General features: G+C 47.4%; 5 protein-coding genes, 3 tRNA genes and 6 rRNA genes. 4 read left to right on the top strand and 10 right to left on the bottom strand.

The genetic code is table 11. The features are described from left to right. Positions 1 to 46: 46 nt before the first annotated feature. Complete coding sequence (locus AC3CIA_RS15375) at positions 47 to 2,575, bottom strand: class I adenylate cyclase (protein WP_017084846.1); 2,529 nt, start codon at positions 2,573 to 2,575, stop codon at positions 47 to 49. A 344-nt stretch (positions 2,576 to 2,919) separates the two neighbouring features. Between AC3CIA_RS15375 and hemC the strand changes: the two genes are divergently transcribed. The 4 genes from hemC to AC3CIA_RS15395 are packed head-to-tail and all read left to right on the top strand — an operon-like array spanning position 2,920 to position 7,016. Next, on the top strand, positions 2,920 to 3,858 hold the full coding sequence (gene hemC, locus AC3CIA_RS15380; RefSeq protein ID WP_488518283.1) for a hydroxymethylbilane synthase: 939 nt from the start codon (positions 2,920 to 2,922) through the stop codon (positions 3,856 to 3,858). Between the two features lie 2 nt (positions 3,859 to 3,860). Then, positions 3,861 to 4,589, top strand: coding sequence for a uroporphyrinogen-III synthase (locus AC3CIA_RS15385; protein ID WP_054542664.1), 729 nt, complete (start codon positions 3,861 to 3,863; stop codon positions 4,587 to 4,589). 19 nt (positions 4,590 to 4,608) lie between these two features. Next, positions 4,609 to 5,835, top strand: a complete 1,227-nt coding sequence (locus tag AC3CIA_RS15390; RefSeq protein ID WP_488518284.1) for a uroporphyrinogen-III C-methyltransferase — start codon at positions 4,609 to 4,611, stop codon at positions 5,833 to 5,835. Further along, the gene (locus AC3CIA_RS15395; protein ID WP_065205720.1) at positions 5,835 to 7,016 is read left to right on the top strand and encodes a heme biosynthesis protein HemY; all 1,182 of its coding nucleotides are present in this window, start codon (positions 5,835 to 5,837) and stop codon (positions 7,014 to 7,016) included. Before AC3CIA_RS15390 ends, AC3CIA_RS15395 begins: the two co-directional genes overlap by 1 nt. A 1,090-nt stretch (positions 7,017 to 8,106) precedes the next feature. On the opposite strand, the gene AC3CIA_RS15400 is transcribed toward AC3CIA_RS15395, so the two are convergent. The 9 genes from AC3CIA_RS15400 to AC3CIA_RS15440 all read right to left on the bottom strand — a co-directional run bounded on the left by AC3CIA_RS15400 (position 8,107) and on the right by AC3CIA_RS15440 (position 18,884). Next, a tRNA-Asp gene (locus tag AC3CIA_RS15400) sits at positions 8,107 to 8,183 on the bottom strand. 67 nt (positions 8,184 to 8,250) lie between these two features. Beyond that, positions 8,251 to 8,366, bottom strand: a 5S ribosomal RNA gene (rrf, locus tag AC3CIA_RS15405). Between the two features lie 97 nt (positions 8,367 to 8,463). Continuing rightward, positions 8,464 to 11,357 (bottom strand): 23S ribosomal RNA (locus AC3CIA_RS15410). 301 nt (positions 11,358 to 11,658) lie between these two features. Further along, positions 11,659 to 11,734 (bottom strand) — tRNA-Ala (locus AC3CIA_RS15415). A gap of 21 nt (positions 11,735 to 11,755) precedes the next feature. Then, positions 11,756 to 11,832 (bottom strand) — tRNA-Ile (locus AC3CIA_RS15420). A 67-nt stretch (positions 11,833 to 11,899) separates the two neighbouring features. Continuing rightward, positions 11,900 to 13,454: ribosomal RNA gene (locus AC3CIA_RS15425) — 16S ribosomal RNA — on the bottom strand. Between the two features lie 396 nt (positions 13,455 to 13,850). Continuing rightward, positions 13,851 to 13,966 (bottom strand): 5S ribosomal RNA (gene rrf / locus AC3CIA_RS15430). Between the two features lie 98 nt (positions 13,967 to 14,064). Further along, positions 14,065 to 16,958: ribosomal RNA gene (locus tag AC3CIA_RS15435) — 23S ribosomal RNA — on the bottom strand. A 371-nt stretch (positions 16,959 to 17,329) separates the two neighbouring features. After that, positions 17,330 to 18,884: ribosomal RNA gene (locus AC3CIA_RS15440) — 16S ribosomal RNA — on the bottom strand. Together the 16S, 23S and 5S rRNA genes with 3 tRNA genes alongside form the textbook arrangement of a ribosomal RNA operon. Positions 18,885 to 18,940 lie beyond the last annotated feature (56 nt).

Consider the following 18,940-nt stretch of genomic DNA (forward strand, 5'->3'; position numbering starts at 1 on the left):
AGTGAATCAATCACTCCTTTCTTAATATCAATTATCGAGAATAAGCCTAGATGTTGACTATCTTTGAGCTCCGAGAAGCTAAAGTCGCATCATTACGGTAAGGCACCACGTAAGAGTTACCTTCTTCAGGATGAACAATTTGGTAGTACTGAGGTAGATTGAAATTAATCAACTTAGATGACACCTTCGACTCATCTTTTACTGAAGTGTAGAAAGAATTCACGCTCGCGATCATCTCATCTTTTTCACCGCTGTATTGGTGATACACCTCAACTTGATTCGACTCGTCCAATACATAAATATTGAAACCTTTGTCGGTATCCTCAAAGAAAAACTGAATTAAACCTTCACTCGCAAAACCATCAACCACTTCTGGTAACTGATACTCTTGCTCTTTATCGAGCATCAGTAAAGGTGAGCCCTTCAGCTTATTCGTCGAGATACTACGATAGAAATCGACCGAGTTTTCCAGCATCTGCACCGAAACGCCACGACGTTCAAAGAACAGGCCAAACATCTTGTTTGCCAGACGAATAGCCTTGAAGCGGCGGCGCTTCTCCGGCTCAATCGGTTTCAATCGTAAGTCGATACACTCAGCAAGCAGTTGATACACCATATTACGCATCACACCACGCAGGTTTTTGCTGTAACAGAACACATCGACCGATTCTGGCGGTAAAGCATCTTGGTGCATTTTACCAAGTACCGTCTTCAACGCGTCGAGCATTGCAGTATCACCTTGGAAATGAAGCGTACGTACTTCATGCCAAGAGTTACGATAAACCAGATCAACACTGCCGACTAAACTCTTACCCTCTTCACCAAAACTGAAGATATCGGCGTTCTTAAGATCAACCTTCAACGCACGACCACTTAATTCAGAAGTTGGGTCACTTTCAAAATTGATGAACATCGCCAGTTGGCTTATTTCACACGGGCTCGCCAGTGCTTGCATACTCGGGCGGCGCTTACGTAAAGAGAAGGTATTACGCAGGTCGCTCACCATTTGGTAGAACTTATCGATATCAATCTGAGCGTCACGTACCACAGAGTGCAAACGCGTCGACTCGGTAATCAAGCCATTAAAAAACGACCAAGCAACCAACTTACTCAAGTACTCATGGTGTTCCAGAGAAGGCTGACCAAGAATACGATGCGCTACCAGTGGCTGCTTATACAAGTACCAACCGGCTTTATTCGACTGACCCTGACGAACTTCGATGAAGCTCAAGTCTGGTTCATGAAGATCAGGAGAGATTTGTGGGTTCAGTAGTGTCACTTTACCCGGCAACACTTCAAACGCAGCGTAAAGCTTACGAGCCAAGATACTGATATCTTGTGGGCTGATTGCCGAAGTGATGTCGTTACGACGCGCAAATTGAATCAGATTGCGGTAGCTCAGCATCAAGGCATCAAGTAATGCATGGTGTACCACTTTAACTTGCTCTACCTTCCAGTTACGGCGGTTATCGAGCTCAGCAATGGTTTCATGTCCCCAATTCCAAGACTTAGTCATCTCAGTTAAGGCTTCACGACGCCACGCAACAGAACCAATGCCCGCATCTCGTGACAACTTCTCGTGGGTCTTAAGGTAGAAACAGCGTCTCACCAAGTCCAATCGAGTGTGGTCGTTAATGCGTTCTAGATAGCGCGTTACCTTCTCGAGCATCAGATAGTAGCTATCCATGCCATACAGATCCGGTTCATCCGCGAAGAAGCGACGCTTGGTATCAATACTCAGCAGTTGGGTGTTTGGGTATTCCCATGAATAAGCTTCTAACAGGATCGCCTTCAAAACCGATTTATACGGTGAGTCGATACTCTTATAGAGCTGCCATAGGTTTGAACCAAAGTACTCTTCAGCAGGGATGCGGTTCAGCTTGCCGAAATCGATCCACTGCGAGCAATCAAGATAACCATCCTGACACAGGCCTTGGACATACTCGTCGTAACACTCTTCCATTTCTGGCGGAATTATTTGCCACAACAAACGCTGGCCAGCCAAACGAACGGCAGAGCGATAGAACTCATCAAGCAGTAATAAGTGCTGTGAAGAACCACAGTTATCACCGGTCATCTCTTCAGAATGGTTTGAGCGGAAACGCTGTTCATCCATCAAGAAGAAGTTAGCTTCAACCCCTAAGGTTTCAGCCCAGTCGGTAATCAACAAACATTTGTTGGTCAGGCTGTCGCGAGATGCGCCATCCATATCCGGAGAAACACACACCCAGATATCGAGATCACTTGAAGTGCTTTGGCCAATAGAAGAAGTACTGCCCATGGTGTACAAGCCCAGGATTGCCGGTTCAGCAGCCTCGGTGAGTTTTCCACCCAGCGTTAATTCGGTATCAGAGACAAATTGCTTTTGGAATTCATTAGGCGTGAAGCTACGAATTCCAAAAGGAACTTGTTGGTCATAATAACCAGGCATCATGGGATGATTGAAGTGAAGTAGTGCAGGAATAAGGTTGAAAACTCGCTGGCCTTGGACATTCATCAACGCCAACGCACGATCAATGCGCTGCTGATTAAGATTGTCTAATCGTTGAATCAAAGTCTGAGTGTAAGCCTGCAAGGTAAGTCCTTGGTTTGAGATTAAATGCACTTCTGTTTAGTTACTGAACGAAAGGAGCAACAAAACGTGATCAATTTAACACTTTTACCCTTAATGGTAAAGCAAAGGAACCTGTCATACTGGCCAATGCCTTGATGACAAAAAGTTAAACTCACGGCGCCGTAGTGTCCTCTTTATTACCTATTTCTAATAATAGCCCATGTTTCAAATGAGATACCAATCACACTATTTTGGTGAACTCATGAAAATCCCTCAGCTATCAAAGCATGGAATGATCAAACAGTAAGAATTTTCGCCTCACAATGGTAGGATTAGCCTATTACAGAACCTATATCGGAAACACCATGACAAATTCAGCACCAATCCGTATCGCGACCAGAAAAAGCCCTCTTGCCCTTTGGCAGGCATACTTTGTAAGGGATGCGCTGCAAGCTGCTCACCCTGGTTTAGAGGTTGAGTTGGTAACTATGGTGACCAAAGGTGACATCATCCTAGATACCCCGCTGGCTAAAGTGGGTGGTAAAGGGTTGTTCGTTAAAGAACTCGAAGTCGCCATGCTAGAAGGTCGTGCTGACCTAGCCGTTCACTCAATGAAAGATGTACCGGTCGACTTCCCTGAAGGTCTAGGTCTAGTAACTATCTGTGAACGTGAAGACCCTCGTGATGCTTTTGTTTCAAACACTTACAACAACATCGACGAGCTACCACAAGGTGCTGTCGTGGGTACATGTAGCCTGCGTCGTCAATGTCAGTTGCTAGAATACCGCCCAGATCTCATCATCAAAGAACTGCGCGGCAATGTTGGTACTCGTCTAGGTAAACTCGACGATGGTCAATACGATGCGATCGTACTCGCTGCTGCAGGTCTTAAACGTCTAGAGCTAGAAGAGCGTATTCGTAGCTTCATCGAACCAGAGCAGTCTCTCCCTGCTGTTGGCCAAGGCGCTGTTGGTATTGAGTGTCGCCTTGATGACGAGCGTCTGATAAAACTCCTTGAACCACTGAATCATAAAGACACGGCTGATCGTGTACTGTGCGAACGTGCAATGAACCTTACCCTAGAAGGTGGTTGTCAGGTTCCTATCGGCAGCTACTCATCATTAGATGGCGATAATATCTGGCTACGTGCATTAGTAGGCGAACCAGATGGTTCTAAAATGGTTCGTGGTGAGATCTCTGGCCTTCGCAAAGATGCAGAAGCGCTTGGCGTTACTCTGGCAAATCAATTGCTGGATGATGGCGCGAGAGAAATCTTAACCAAGCTCTACGCTGACCAAGAATAATCATGACAGTGTTGGTGACACGTCCCGGCTCAGAGGGACAATCGCTTTGCCAACAACTAGCGGATGAAGGGATTCAAGCAATCCATCATCCGCTTATTCGTATCGTTGATAATCCACACTCATCGGATTTAAGCACCCAGCTTAATAACAGCGATATCATTATTGCAGTCAGTCACCACGCTGTGACCGCTGCCCAAAACATCCTTTCGAAAACTTCATCTATTTGGCCAACTTCGCCGCTTTATCTTGGCGTTGGTCAAAAAACTGCGCACGTTTTAAGCAAAGTTAGTAAACAAAAAGTAAACTATCCCCAAGTGAGTGATAGTGAGCATCTTCTCAAACTTACTGAACTTAATGGCGTAGATAATAAATCCATTTTGATACTGCGTGGAAATGGTGGGCGTGAGCTCATTAGAGATTCTTTACTCAATCGAGGTGCGCAAGTCTCCTATTGTGAGACCTACCGTAGAGAATATATTCCCATTAACGATCACAATATCTATCAAACATGGATAAACAAAAAAACGTCCAAAGTTGTCATCACTAGTCAGGAACAATTGGAGTATCTCTGCTCAATTACCCCTGATGAGTATTTGGCTTGGCTTTCAACGAGACAACTATTTGTCCCAAGCCAGCGCATAGTAGAACGAGCACAACAACTCGGTTTCTCGAACGTGACCAATACTCACAGTGCTACGAACCAAATATTACTGGCTGCTCTCCGGCCCTAGCTAGAAACAGGAAATAAGCATGACAAGCAAAAAAAATGATGAGCATATTGAACCTGAAAAGAAACAAGACACTCAGCCAGTAGTTGTTGAAAACGAAAAAGCTGAATCTACAGAGACAAAACAGCCTGAAAAAAAACTTGATGCCTCTGCGTCAAATACGGTTCAAAGTGAACAGCCTCAAGCTGAGCATAAAGAACAAATCGAGAAAGCAGAAAAGCAAGGTAAGCGCGGTGTCAAACTAGGCGCTATTGCGATCGCTATTTCTATTATTTTCAGTGGCGGCATCGCATTTCAAATGCAGCAAAAGAGCGCTGAGTACTCAACTCAAATCGCTGCTCTTCAAACACAACTGCAAAATACCCAATCTGCAGTAAATAAAGACCTGCAAACCATCAAGCAAGAGACTATCCAAGAAGCTTCTCACGCAGTGGAGAAAACTCAGGTCGTACAATCCCAGCAACAAAAGAGTATTCAAAGCCTGCAGTTAGCAGTAGCTGACGTTAAAGGCCGTCGACCAAATGACTGGTTGCTTGCTGAAGCCGATTACCTAGTAAAACTAGCAGGTCGTAAATTGTTCCTTGAGCATGATGCCGTTAGCGCAACCAAACTAATGGAAAGCGCCGATCAACGTATCGCCGCACTAAATGACCCAAGCTTAGTATCACTGCGCCAATCAATGACCAATGACATTACTAAGCTTCGCACTATCCCTCTTATCGACCGCGATGGCTTAGTTTTACGCATCACAAGCCTACAACAGCAAGTCGATACGCTACCGCTTGCCAATGCAATTCTTCCAGAAGCTGCAGTTGTTGAGAAAAAAGCGGTATCGAAAGATATTAATGATTGGCAGAACAACCTGATGACGTCGATGAAAGACTTCTCAGAAAACTTCATCACCTTCCGTAGTCGTGATGGTGAAGTCATCCCTCTACTCTCTCCTGAGCAACACTTCTACCTACGTGAGAATATTAAGGGCAAATTAGAGACCGCAATTCGCGCTGTCTACAAAGAGCAAGGTGATGTCTACAGTGCAGCACTTAATACCGCTAGTGAGTGGTCGAAAGCGTACCTAAACCAAGATAACAACTCAGTGATTGAATTTGAGAAGGCGATTAAACAGTTAAGTGAGCAGAATATCTCAGTGAAATACCTTGTAAAACTTGAGTCTCAAAATGAGTTGTCAGATGTTATACGCGAGCGCCTACGTCGTGAAGTGACAGTTATGACCACGGAGGAGAAATAATGATTCGCTGGATTTTTCTTTTTCTCGTTCTAGGTGCCGGATTAGTTGTCGGTACCCAGTTCTCAGGTCAACAAGGTTATGTCCTGATCTCGATAGCAAATAAGACCATTGAGATGAGTGTGACAACACTGGTTATATTTGTCATTGCTCTTCTAGCTGCTCTATTCGGCTTGGAGTACCTATTCAAAAAGCTTATGTACGCAAGCTCAACGACTTGGAACTGGTTCAGTGTTCGTAAACTAAAACGCTCTCGTCGTTATACCAATGAAGGCATCATCAAGCTTCTTGAAGGTGATTGGAAAGGCGCAGAGAGGAAAGTAACTCGTTGGGCTAATCATCACGACATGCCTCTGCTTTGTTATTTAGTCGCTTCTCAAGCTGCTCATGAACAAGGTAATACGAGTGAGCGTGATAAGTACATCGAGCTTGCTAGCCAACAAGAGGACTCTCTACTGGCCGTTGAGCTAACTAAAGCAAAACAACAGATCAGTGAGTCGAACTACGAAGCCGCATTCGACACACTTTCGACCTTAAAAGGTACATATCCTAATAACACTGCTGTACTTGGCCTATTAAAAGCCACCTACATGCAGCTTAAACTCTGGCAGCCATTACTAGAGTTAACGCCTAAGCTAGCTAAAAACAAGCTTCTTACGGCTGATGAGCAAGTTGAGTTAGAACAAAAAGCACAATGCGGCTTGCTTCACGATGTGGCACAGCAGCAAGGTAGCGAAGGTTTAATCAGCCATTGGAACAAGCTTTCAAGAAAGCAGAAACAAAGCTCTCACCTTGTTTCCTGCTTTGTGAAGCAACTGATCGCTCGTAAAGCTGACTCAGAAGCCTTCACTGTGATCAAAGAGAACATTGCGAAGAGTGGTTCAAATGAGCTCTACATGTTGCTTCCAGAGCTTAACCTTGCCGATCACCACCCAGTCGTTGTGATGCTAGAGCGCGCCATCAGTAAAGATGGTGGCAATGCCGAAGCACACAGCGCATTGGCTCAGTTCTACTTAAGAGAACAGAAGTGGGCAGAAGCACAAACCCACTTCGAGAAAGCACTAGCACTTCGCTCAAACGTATCAGATTACGGATACCTATCTGATGCACTAGAAAAGCAAAACTTAACGAAGGCAGCGCACGAAGTATCTCGTAAGGCACTCGCTCTCGTTCAACCAGCTTAAACGGATACAACTAACATGAAGCCGATGCCTAGCATCGGCTTTTTTGTATCTACTGTTTACCTTAAGTAACTTGCTCAGTACGAATAAGCAAACACTAGGGACGATGGTAAAGGTGTTCAATCCAAATCCATTCTCCACACCCCGCTTATTGCTGACCGAAGCACCTTCCATTTTTAATAAGACCTACCTAGTTTGGAACAATCCATAAGTCACACATCTTGATCATGGGTTTTCAAATGCTATTAATGCTTTATAAGAACTGATTTTAAGTCATGAGGTTAAATCTTCATGAAATCCCCCGCAAGGTTTCCTAAAAAACCCTAAGGGATACGTTAGATCTATCCGTATGTAGTTTTAGCAAACTATAAAACAAGCTGTTTAGAATCCATTTGAGCTGACTGACAACCTTTATATAGATTTTGGAAGGAATAATGATCAGATAACTTGGTTGGATTTGTACCGAAAGAAAAGACATTTCGCAATAGTTGTCATTTGATAGAGATTAACTCTAGATTAGAGTGGGTTTAGCAACTGGAATCATTAGATGAAAATTACACTTCAGTAATGTACCTCCAAGTATTGGAGCTCGTAAATCCGGCCTACCTCCGTAACCAACCTATTGGTTTAAGATTGAAGAAGTGAATGTATAGCAGCGGAGTTTCAGACTCTAGACGAAATCAATTCTGAGACACAGAAAAACTCCGAAGTTTAAAGCGCGCTCAGCAGAAGTAATTAAGAAGCCACAGCTATTTAGCCCCCCCCTACTAACTTATTGATTAAAAATAATTTGTCATGTTAGAGCCCATAAACACAAAGCCCTGCTATTGCTAGCACAGCTTTCTAATCAATCGTCGATTCAACGATTACTAGCCAAAACAACCTTTTACGGAAGCCAAAGCCAAGAGTTAAAACACATACCCCAGAAACGACGAAAGCCTAGTCGTCAGACTAGGCTTTCTAATAAGTAGCGGAATGGCCGGGTTGCGGACTTCAGGCAACCCCTTTGCAGGGCTCATTCGGCCGAAGGGCAAAACACCTTTCTTGAGATGTAAAAAAGCCCTGCTATTTCTAGCAGGGCTTTTCTAATAAGTGGCGGAGTGGACGGGACTCGAACCCGCGACCCCCGGCGTGACAGGCCGGTATTCTAACCAACTGAACTACCACTCCGCAGTGGTCAACTCACTAAGTGAGCGTCCATATCTCCAGGTCGGTCAACCTAAAGATTTAATTTAAAGCCTGGCGATGTCCTACTCTCACATGGGGAAACCCCACACTACCATCGGCGCTATTGTGTTTCACTTCTGAGTTCGGCATGGAATCAGGTGGGTCCACAATGCTATGGTCGCCAAGCAAATTTTAAAATTCGGAAAGCTTATCTAAAAGTATTTCTCTTCAAACTCATTCAAGGTCTGGTACATCTGAGTCCACAAAACCCCTTGGGTGTTGTATGGTTAAGCCTCACGGGCAATTAGTACAGGTTAGCTCAATGCCTCGCAGCACTTACACACCCTGCCTATCAACGTCGTAGTCTACGACAACCCTTTAGGACACTTATAGTGCCAGGGAAAACTCATCTCAAGGCTCGCTTCCCGCTTAGATGCTTTCAGCGGTTATCGATTCCGAACTTAGCTACCGGGCAATGCCATTGGCATGACAACCCGAACACCAGAGGTTCGTCCACTCCGGTCCTCTCGTACTAGGAGCAGCCCCTTTCAATTTTCCAACGCCCACGGCAGATAGGGACCGAACTGTCTCACGACGTTCTAAACCCAGCTCGCGTACCACTTTAAATGGCGAACAGCCATACCCTTGGGACCGACTTCAGCCCCAGGATGTGATGAGCCGACATCGAGGTGCCAAACACCGCCGTCGATATGAACTCTTGGGCGGTATCAGCCTGTTATCCCCGGAGTACCTTTTATCCGTTGAGCGATGGCCCTTCCATTCAGAACCACCGGATCACTATGACCTGCTTTCGCACCTGCTCGAATTGTCATTCTCGCAGTCAAGCGGGCTTATGCCATTGCACTAACCACACGATGTCCAACCGTGTTTAGCCCACCTTCGTGCTCCTCCGTTACTCTTTGGGAGGAGACCGCCCCAGTCAAACTACCCACCAGGCACTGTCCGTAATCCCGATTCAGGGACCAACGTTAGAACATCAAAACTACAAGGGTGGTATTTCAAGGACGACTCCATCACATCTAGCGACGCAATTTCATAGTCTCCCACCTATCCTACACATGTAGGTTCAATGTTCAGTGCCAAGCTGTAGTAAAGGTTCACGGGGTCTTTCCGTCTAGCCGCGGGTACACTGCATCTTCACAGCGATTTCAATTTCACTGAGTCTCGGGTGGAGACAGCGTGGCCATCATTACGCCATTCGTGCAGGTCGGAACTTACCCGACAAGGAATTTCGCTACCTTAGGACCGTTATAGTTACGGCCGCCGTTTACCGGGGCTTCGATCAAGAGCTTCGACCGAAGTCTAACCCCATCAATTAACCTTCCGGCACCGGGCAGGCGTCACACCGTATACGTCATCTTACGATTTTGCACAGTGCTGTGTTTTTAATAAACAGTTGCAGCCACCTGGTATCTGCGACTCTCGTCTGCTCCATCCGCAAGGGACTTCACTGATAAGAGCGTACCTTCTCCCGAAGTTACGGTACCATTTTGCCTAGTTCCTTCACCCGAGTTCTCTCAAGCGCCTTGGTATTCTCTACCCGACCACCTGTGTCGGTTTGGGGTACGATTCCTTACAATCTGAAGCTTAGAGGCTTTTCCTGGAAGCATGGCATCAATGACTTCACTACCGTAGTAGCTCGACATCGTATCTCAGCGTTAGTAGTGGTCCGGATTTACCTAAACCACCCGCCTACATACTTGAACCTGGACAACCGTCGCCAGGCCCACCTAGCCTTCTCCGTCCCCCCATCGCAATTGTAAGAAGTACGGGAATATTAACCCGTTTCCCATCGACTACGCCTTTCGGCCTCGCCTTAGGAGTCGACTTACCCTGCCCCGATTAACGTTGGACAGGAACCCTTGGTCTTCCGGCGAGGGAGTTTTTCACTCCCTTTATCGTTACTCATGTCAGCATTCGCACTTCTGATACCTCCAGCAGCCCTTACAGACCACCTTCAACGGCTTACAGAACGCTCCCCTACCCCACATACCCTAAGGTACGTAGCCGCAGCTTCGGTGTATAGCTTAGCCCCGTTACATCTTCCGCGCAGGCCGACTCGACCAGTGAGCTATTACGCTTTCTTTAAATGATGGCTGCTTCTAAGCCAACATCCTGGCTGTCTGAGCCTTCCCACATCGTTTCCCACTTAGCTATACTTTGGGACCTTAGCTGGCGGTCTGGGTTGTTTCCCTCTCCACGACGGACGTTAGCACCCGCCGTGTGTCTCCCGGATAGTACTTACTGGTATTCGGAGTTTGCAAAGGGTTGGTAAGTCGGGATGACCCCCTAGCCTTAACAGTGCTCTACCCCCAGTAGTATTCGTCCGAGGCGCTACCTAAATAGCTTTCGGGGAGAACCAGCTATCTCCAGGTTTGATTGGCCTTTCACCCCTAGCCACAAGTCATCCGCTAATTTTTCAACATTAGTCGGTTCGGTCCTCCAGTTGATGTTACTCAACCTTCAACCTGCCCATGGCTAGATCACCTGGTTTCGGGTCTAATCCTAGCAACTGTACGCCCAGTTAAGACTCGGTTTCCCTACGGCTCCCCTAAACGGTTAACCTTGCTACTAAAATTAAGTCGCTGACCCATTATACAAAAGGTACGCAGTCACACCACGAAGGTGCTCCTACTGCTTGTACGTACACGGTTTCAGGTTCTATTTCACTCCCCTCACAGGGGTTCTTTTCGCCTTTCCCTCACGGTACTGGTTCACTATCGGTCAGTCAGTAGTATTTAGCCTTGGAGGATGGTCCCCCCATATTCAGACAGGATATCACGTGTCCCGCCCTACTCGTTTTCACTGATTATGATGTGTCGGTTACGGGGCTATCACCCTTTACTGCGAGACTTTCCAGACTCTTCACCTGCATCATTAAAAGCTTAAGGGCTAATCCAATTTCGCTCGCCGCTACTTTCGGAATCTCGGTTGATTTCTCTTCCTCGGGGTACTTAGATGTTTCAGTTCCCCCGGTTTGCCTCCTGTTGCTATGTATTCACAACAGGATACTTACTTATGTAAGTGGGTTTCCCCATTCAGGAATCCCAGACTCAAAAGGTTATTACTACCTAATCTGGGCTTATCGCAAGTTATTACGCCTTTCATCGCCTCTGACTGCCAAGGCATCCACCGTGTACGCTTAGTCACTTAACCATACAACCCGAAAGGGTCTTAGTGTATGGCAACTAACCAAGGTTTTTGGTTGTCATCAAGAAGGGTTAATTCTTGATGACTGTTTGCCGGACTCAATTGTGAATCAATGTAAACATTGATTCGAATACAAGACACTTGAATGTGTTTGTTGTGTTTATCTAATGAAAGATAAACATTGAGAACTTTTAAATTTGATTGAATTACTCGTAAGTAATCAAATCAGTCAGCTTTCCAAATTGTTAAAGAGCTAGATTTCTTTCGAAACCATTTTTAAATATTTTCAGATAAAAACACTTAAAGATGGTGGAGCTATGCGGGATCGAACCGCAGACCTCCTGCGTGCAAGGCAGGCGCTCTCCCAGCTGAGCTATAGCCCCATCTTTGTATCTAGTCGATATTGGTGGGTCTGAGTGGACTCGAACCACCGACCTCCCGCTTATCAGGCGAGCGCTCTAACCAGCTGAGCTACAGACCCAATATCGTCTCTTTTACTTTCTAAACCTAATCAATCTGTGTGGACACTCATCGTAAATATCTTCGTATAAGGAGGTGATCCAGCCCCAGGTTCCCCTAGGGCTACCTTGTTACGACTTCACCCCAGTCATGAACCACAAAGTGGTGAGCGTCCTCCCCGAAAGGTTAAACTACCCACTTCTTTTGCAGCCCACTCCCATGGTGTGACGGGCGGTGTGTACAAGGCCCGGGAACGTATTCACCGTGACATTCTGATTCACGATTACTAGCGATTCCGACTTCATGGAGTCGAGTTGCAGACTCCAATCCGGACTACGACGCACTTTTTGGGATTCGCTCACTATCGCTAGCTTGCTGCCCTCTGTATGCGCCATTGTAGCACGTGTGTAGCCCTACTCGTAAGGGCCATGATGACTTGACGTCGTCCCCACCTTCCTCCGGTTTATCACCGGCAGTCTCCCTGGAGTTCCCGACATTACTCGCTGGCAAACAAGGATAAGGGTTGCGCTCGTTGCGGGACTTAACCCAACATTTCACAACACGAGCTGACGACAGCCATGCAGCACCTGTCTCAGAGTTCCCGAAGGCACACCTGCGTCTCCGCTGGCTTCTCTGGATGTCAAGAGTAGGTAAGGTTCTTCGCGTTGCATCGAATTAAACCACATGCTCCACCGCTTGTGCGGGCCCCCGTCAATTCATTTGAGTTTTAATCTTGCGACCGTACTCCCCAGGCGGTCTACTTAACGCGTTAGCTCCGAAAGCCACGGCTCAAGGCCACAACCTCCAAGTAGACATCGTTTACGGCGTGGACTACCAGGGTATCTAATCCTGTTTGCTCCCCACGCTTTCGCATCTGAGTGTCAGTGTCTGTCCAGGGGGCCGCCTTCGCCACTGGTATTCCTTCAGATCTCTACGCATTTCACCGCTACACCTGAAATTCTACCCCCCTCTACAGCACTCTAGTTCACCAGTTTCAAATGCAGTTCCGAGGTTGAGCCCCGGGCTTTCACATCTGACTTAATGAACCACCTGCATGCGCTTTACGCCCAGTAATTCCGATTAACGCTCGCACCCTCCGTATTACCGCGGCTGCTGGCACGGAGTTAGCCGGTGCTTCTTCTGTTGCTAACGTCAAGATGCGCAGCTATTAACTACACACCCTTCCTCACAACTGAAAGTACTTTACAACCCGAAGGCCTTCTTCATACACGCGGCATGGCTGCATCAGGCTTTCGCCCATTGTGCAATATTCCCCACTGCTGCCTCCCGTAGGAGTCTGGACCGTGTCTCAGTTCCAGTGTGGCTGATCATCCTCTCAGACCAGCTAGGGATCGTCGCCTTGGTGAGCCATTACCTCACCAACTAGCTAATCCCACCTAGGCATATCTTGACGCGAGAGGCCCGAAGGTCCCCCTCTTTGGCCCGTAGGCATTATGCGGTATTAGCCATCGTTTCCAATGGTTATCCCCCACATCAAGGCAATTTCCTAGGCATTACTCACCCGTCCGCCGCTCGACGCCCATTAACGCACCCGAAGGATTGTTAGTGTCGTTTCCGCTCGACTTGCATGTGTTAGGCCTGCCGCCAGCGTTCAATCTGAGCCATGATCAAACTCTTCAATTTAAGATTTTGTGACTCAACGAATACTGACTTCAAAACTAATATTCATGTAAACATGAACATGTAATTCTAAAGCTATTACCATTCCAACAGAATGGTAATGAATTGACTGTGCCAAAATTAAGTAAACTTAACTTTGTATTGGTCACTCAGTTCATTGAAATCAATTTTGTTACCGAAGTAACTGTTTTATCCAAAGGATAAAACGTTTTGATATTCATCAACGAGTGCCCACACAGATTGATAGGTTTAAATTGTTAAAGAGCTTTGCTTTCAGTGCCTTAGCACTTAAGCAGGACGCGTATAATACGCTTTCCACTTTGAAAGTCAACATAAAACTCTAAGAAACTTAGAACTCTATGGTGACTTGTCTATTAAATAGACAAAGTCGAATTTAAAGCCTGGCGATGTCCTACTCTCACATGGGGAAACCCCACACTACCATCGGCGCTATTGTGTTTCACTTCTGAGTTCGGCATGGAATCAGGTGGGTCCACAATGCTATGGTCGCCAAGCAAATTTTAAAATTCGGAAAGCTTATCTAAAAGTTATTTCTCTTCAAACGCATTCAAGGTCTGGTACTTCTGAGTCCACAAAACCCCTTGGGTGTTGTATGGTTAAGCCTCACGGGCAATTAGTACAGGTTAGCTCAATGCCTCGCAGCACTTACACACCCTGCCTATCAACGTCGTAGTCTACGACAACCCTTTAGGACACTTATAGTGCCAGGGAAAACTCATCTCAAGGCTCGCTTCCCGCTTAGATGCTTTCAGCGGTTATCGATTCCGAACTTAGCTACCGGGCAATGCCATTGGCATGACAACCCGAACACCAGAGGTTCGTCCACTCCGGTCCTCTCGTACTAGGAGCAGCCCCTTTCAATTTTCCAACGCCCACGGCAGATAGGGACCGAACTGTCTCACGACGTTCTAAACCCAGCTCGCGTACCACTTTAAATGGCGAACAGCCATACCCTTGGGACCGACTTCAGCCCCAGGATGTGATGAGCCGACATCGAGGTGCCAAACACCGCCGTCGATATGAACTCTTGGGCGGTATCAGCCTGTTATCCCCGGAGTACCTTTTATCCGTTGAGCGATGGCCCTTCCATTCAGAACCACCGGATCACTATGACCTGCTTTCGCACCTGCTCGAATTGTCATTCTCGCAGTCAAGCGGGCTTATGCCATTGCACTAACCACACGATGTCCAACCGTGTTTAGCCCACCTTCGTGCTCCTCCGTTACTCTTTGGGAGGAGACCGCCCCAGTCAAACTACCCACCAGGCACTGTCCGTAATCCCGATTCAGGGACCAACGTTAGAACATCAAAACTACAAGGGTGGTATTTCAAGGACGACTCCATCACATCTAGCGACGCAATTTCATAGTCTCCCACCTATCCTACACATGTAGGTTCAATGTTCAGTGCCAAGCTGTAGTAAAGGTTCACGGGGTCTTTCCGTCTAGCCGCGGGTACACTGCATCTTCACAGCGATTTCAATTTCACTGAGTCTCGGGTGGAGACAGCGTGGCCATCATTACGCCATTCGTGCAGGTCGGAACTTACCCGACAAGGAATTTCGCTACCTTAGGACCGTTATAGTTACGGCCGCCGTTTACCGGGGCTTCGATCAAGAGCTTCGACCGAAGTCTAACCCCATCAATTAACCTTCCGGCACCGGGCAGGCGTCACACCGTATACGTCATCTTACGATTTTGCACAGTGCTGTGTTTTTAATAAACAGTTGCAGCCACCTGGTATCTGCGACTCTCGTCTGCTCCATCCGCAAGGGACTTCACTGATAAGAGCGTACCTTCTCCCGAAGTTACGGTACCATTTTGCCTAGTTCCTTCACCCGAGTTCTCTCAAGCGCCTTGGTATTCTCTACCCGACCACCTGTGTCGGTTTGGGGTACGATTCCTTACAATCTGAAGCTTAGAGGCTTTTCCTGGAAGCATGGCATCAATGACTTCACTACCGTAGTAGCTCGACATCGTATCTCAGCGTTAGTAGTGGTCCGGATTTACCTAAACCACCCGCCTACATACTTGAACCTGGACAACCGTCGCCAGGCCCACCTAGCCTTCTCCGTCCCCCCATCGCAATTGTAAGAAGTACGGGAATATTAACCCGTTTCCCATCGACTACGCCTTTCGGCCTCGCCTTAGGAGTCGACTTACCCTGCCCCGATTAACGTTGGACAGGAACCCTTGGTCTTCCGGCGAGGGAGTTTTTCACTCCCTTTATCGTTACTCATGTCAGCATTCGCACTTCTGATACCTCCAGCAGCCCTTACAGACCACCTTCAACGGCTTACAGAACGCTCCCCTACCCCACATACCCTAAGGTACGTAGCCGCAGCTTCGGTGTATAGCTTAGCCCCGTTACATCTTCCGCGCAGGCCGACTCGACCAGTGAGCTATTACGCTTTCTTTAAATGATGGCTGCTTCTAAGCCAACATCCTGGCTGTCTGAGCCTTCCCACATCGTTTCCCACTTAGCTATACTTTGGGACCTTAGCTGGCGGTCTGGGTTGTTTCCCTCTCCACGACGGACGTTAGCACCCGCCGTGTGTCTCCCGGATAGTACTTACTGGTATTCGGAGTTTGCAAAGGGTTGGTAAGTCGGGATGACCCCCTAGCCTTAACAGTGCTCTACCCCCAGTAGTATTCGTCCGAGGCGCTACCTAAATAGCTTTCGGGGAGAACCAGCTATCTCCAGGTTTGATTGGCCTTTCACCCCTAGCCACAAGTCATCCGCTAATTTTTCAACATTAGTCGGTTCGGTCCTCCAGTTGATGTTACTCAACCTTCAACCTGCCCATGGCTAGATCACCTGGTTTCGGGTCTAATCCTAGCAACTGTACGCCCAGTTAAGACTCGGTTTCCCTACGGCTCCCCTAAACGGTTAACCTTGCTACTAAAATTAAGTCGCTGACCCATTATACAAAAGGTACGCAGTCACACCACGAAGGTGCTCCTACTGCTTGTACGTACACGGTTTCAGGTTCTATTTCACTCCCCTCACAGGGGTTCTTTTCGCCTTTCCCTCACGGTACTGGTTCACTATCGGTCAGTCAGTAGTATTTAGCCTTGGAGGATGGTCCCCCCATATTCAGACAGGATATCACGTGTCCCGCCCTACTCGTTTTCACTGATTATGATGTGTCGGTTACGGGGCTATCACCCTTTATTGCGAGACTTTCCAGACTCTTCACCTGCATCATTAAAAGCTTAAGGGCTAATCCAATTTCGCTCGCCGCTACTTTCGGAATCTCGGTTGATTTCTCTTCCTCGGGGTACTTAGATGTTTCAGTTCCCCCGGTTTGCCTCCTGTTGCTATGTATTCACAACAGGATACTTGCTTATGCAAGTGGGTTTCCCCATTCAGGAATCCCAGACTCAAAAGGTTATTACTACCTAATCTGGGCTTATCGCAAGTTATTACGCCTTTCATCGCCTCTGACTGCCAAGGCATCCACCGTGTACGCTTAGTCACTTAACCATACAACCCGAAAGGGTCTTAGCGTATGGCAACTAACCAAGGTTTTTGGTTGTCATCAAGAAGGGTTAATTCTTGATGACTGTTTGCCGGACTCAATTGTGAATCAAACTAAAGTTTGATTCGAATACAAGACACTTGAATGTGTTTGTTGTGTTTATACCGTTCTTATTGAATAAGAGCAGATAAACATTGAGAACTTTTAAATTTGATTTGAATTACTCGTAAGTAATCAAATCAGTCAGCTTTCCAAATTGTTAAAGAGCATAAAGCAAAAAGCTTTAATCAATAACTTACGTTATTAATTAAAGCTCTGGCTTTAACTAAATCTAAACCATCAATCTGTGTGGACACTCATCGTAAGTATCTTCGTATAAGGAGGTGATCCAGCCCCAGGTTCCCCTAGGGCTACCTTGTTACGACTTCACCCCAGTCATGAACCACAAAGTGGTGAGCGTCCTCCCCGAAAGGTTAAACTACCCACTTCTTTTGCAGCCCACTCCCATGGTGTGACGGGCGGTGTGTACAAGGCCCGGGAACGTATTCACCGTGACATTCTGATTCACGATTACTAGCGATTCCGACTTCATGGAGTCGAGTTGCAGACTCCAATCCGGACTACGACGCACTTTTTGGGATTCGCTCACTATCGCTAGCTTGCTGCCCTCTGTATGCGCCATTGTAGCACGTGTGTAGCCCTACTCGTAAGGGCCATGATGACTTGACGTCGTCCCCACCTTCCTCCGGTTTATCACCGGCAGTCTCCCTGGAGTTCCCGACATTACTCGCTGGCAAACAAGGATAAGGGTTGCGCTCGTTGCGGGACTTAACCCAACATTTCACAACACGAGCTGACGACAGCCATGCAGCACCTGTCTCAGAGTTCCCGAAGGCACACCTGCGTCTCCGCTGGCTTCTCTGGATGTCAAGAGTAGGTAAGGTTCTTCGCGTTGCATCGAATTAAACCACATGCTCCACCGCTTGTGCGGGCCCCCGTCAATTCATTTGAGTTTTAATCTTGCGACCGTACTCCCCAGGCGGTCTACTTAACGCGTTAGCTCCGAAAGCCACGGCTCAAGGCCACAACCTCCAAGTAGACATCGTTTACGGCGTGGACTACCAGGGTATCTAATCCTGTTTGCTCCCCACGCTTTCGCATCTGAGTGTCAGTGTCTGTCCAGGGGGCCGCCTTCGCCACTGGTATTCCTTCAGATCTCTACGCATTTCACCGCTACACCTGAAATTCTACCCCCCTCTACAGCACTCTAGTTCACCAGTTTCAAATGCAGTTCCGAGGTTGAGCCCCGGGCTTTCACATCTGACTTAATGAACCACCTGCATGCGCTTTACGCCCAGTAATTCCGATTAACGCTCGCACCCTCCGTATTACCGCGGCTGCTGGCACGGAGTTAGCCGGTGCTTCTTCTGTTGCTAACGTCAAGATGCGCAGCTATTAACTACACACCCTTCCTCACAACTGAAAGTACTTTACAACCCGAAGGCCTTCTTCATACACGCGGCATGGCTGCATCAGGCTTTCGCCCATTGTGCAATATTCCCCACTGCTGCCTCCCGTAGGAGTCTGGACCGTGTCTCAGTTCCAGTGTGGCTGATCATCCTCTCAGACCAGCTAGGGATCGTCGCCTTGGTGAGCCATTACCTCACCAACTAGCTAATCCCACCTAGGCATATCTTGACGCGAGAGGCCCGAAGGTCCCCCTCTTTGGCCCGTAGGCATTATGCGGTATTAGCCATCGTTTCCAATGGTTATCCCCCACATCAAGGCAATTTCCTAGGCATTACTCACCCGTCCGCCGCTCGACGCCCATTAACGCACCCGAAGGATTGTTAGTGTCGTTTCCGCTCGACTTGCATGTGTTAGGCCTGCCGCCAGCGTTCAATCTGAGCCATGATCAAACTCTTCAATTTAAGATTTTGTGACTCAACGAATACTGACTTCAAAACTAATATTCATTCGCTCTTTC

Source organism: Vibrio sp. QJM3NY_27, from assembly GCF_057785955.1.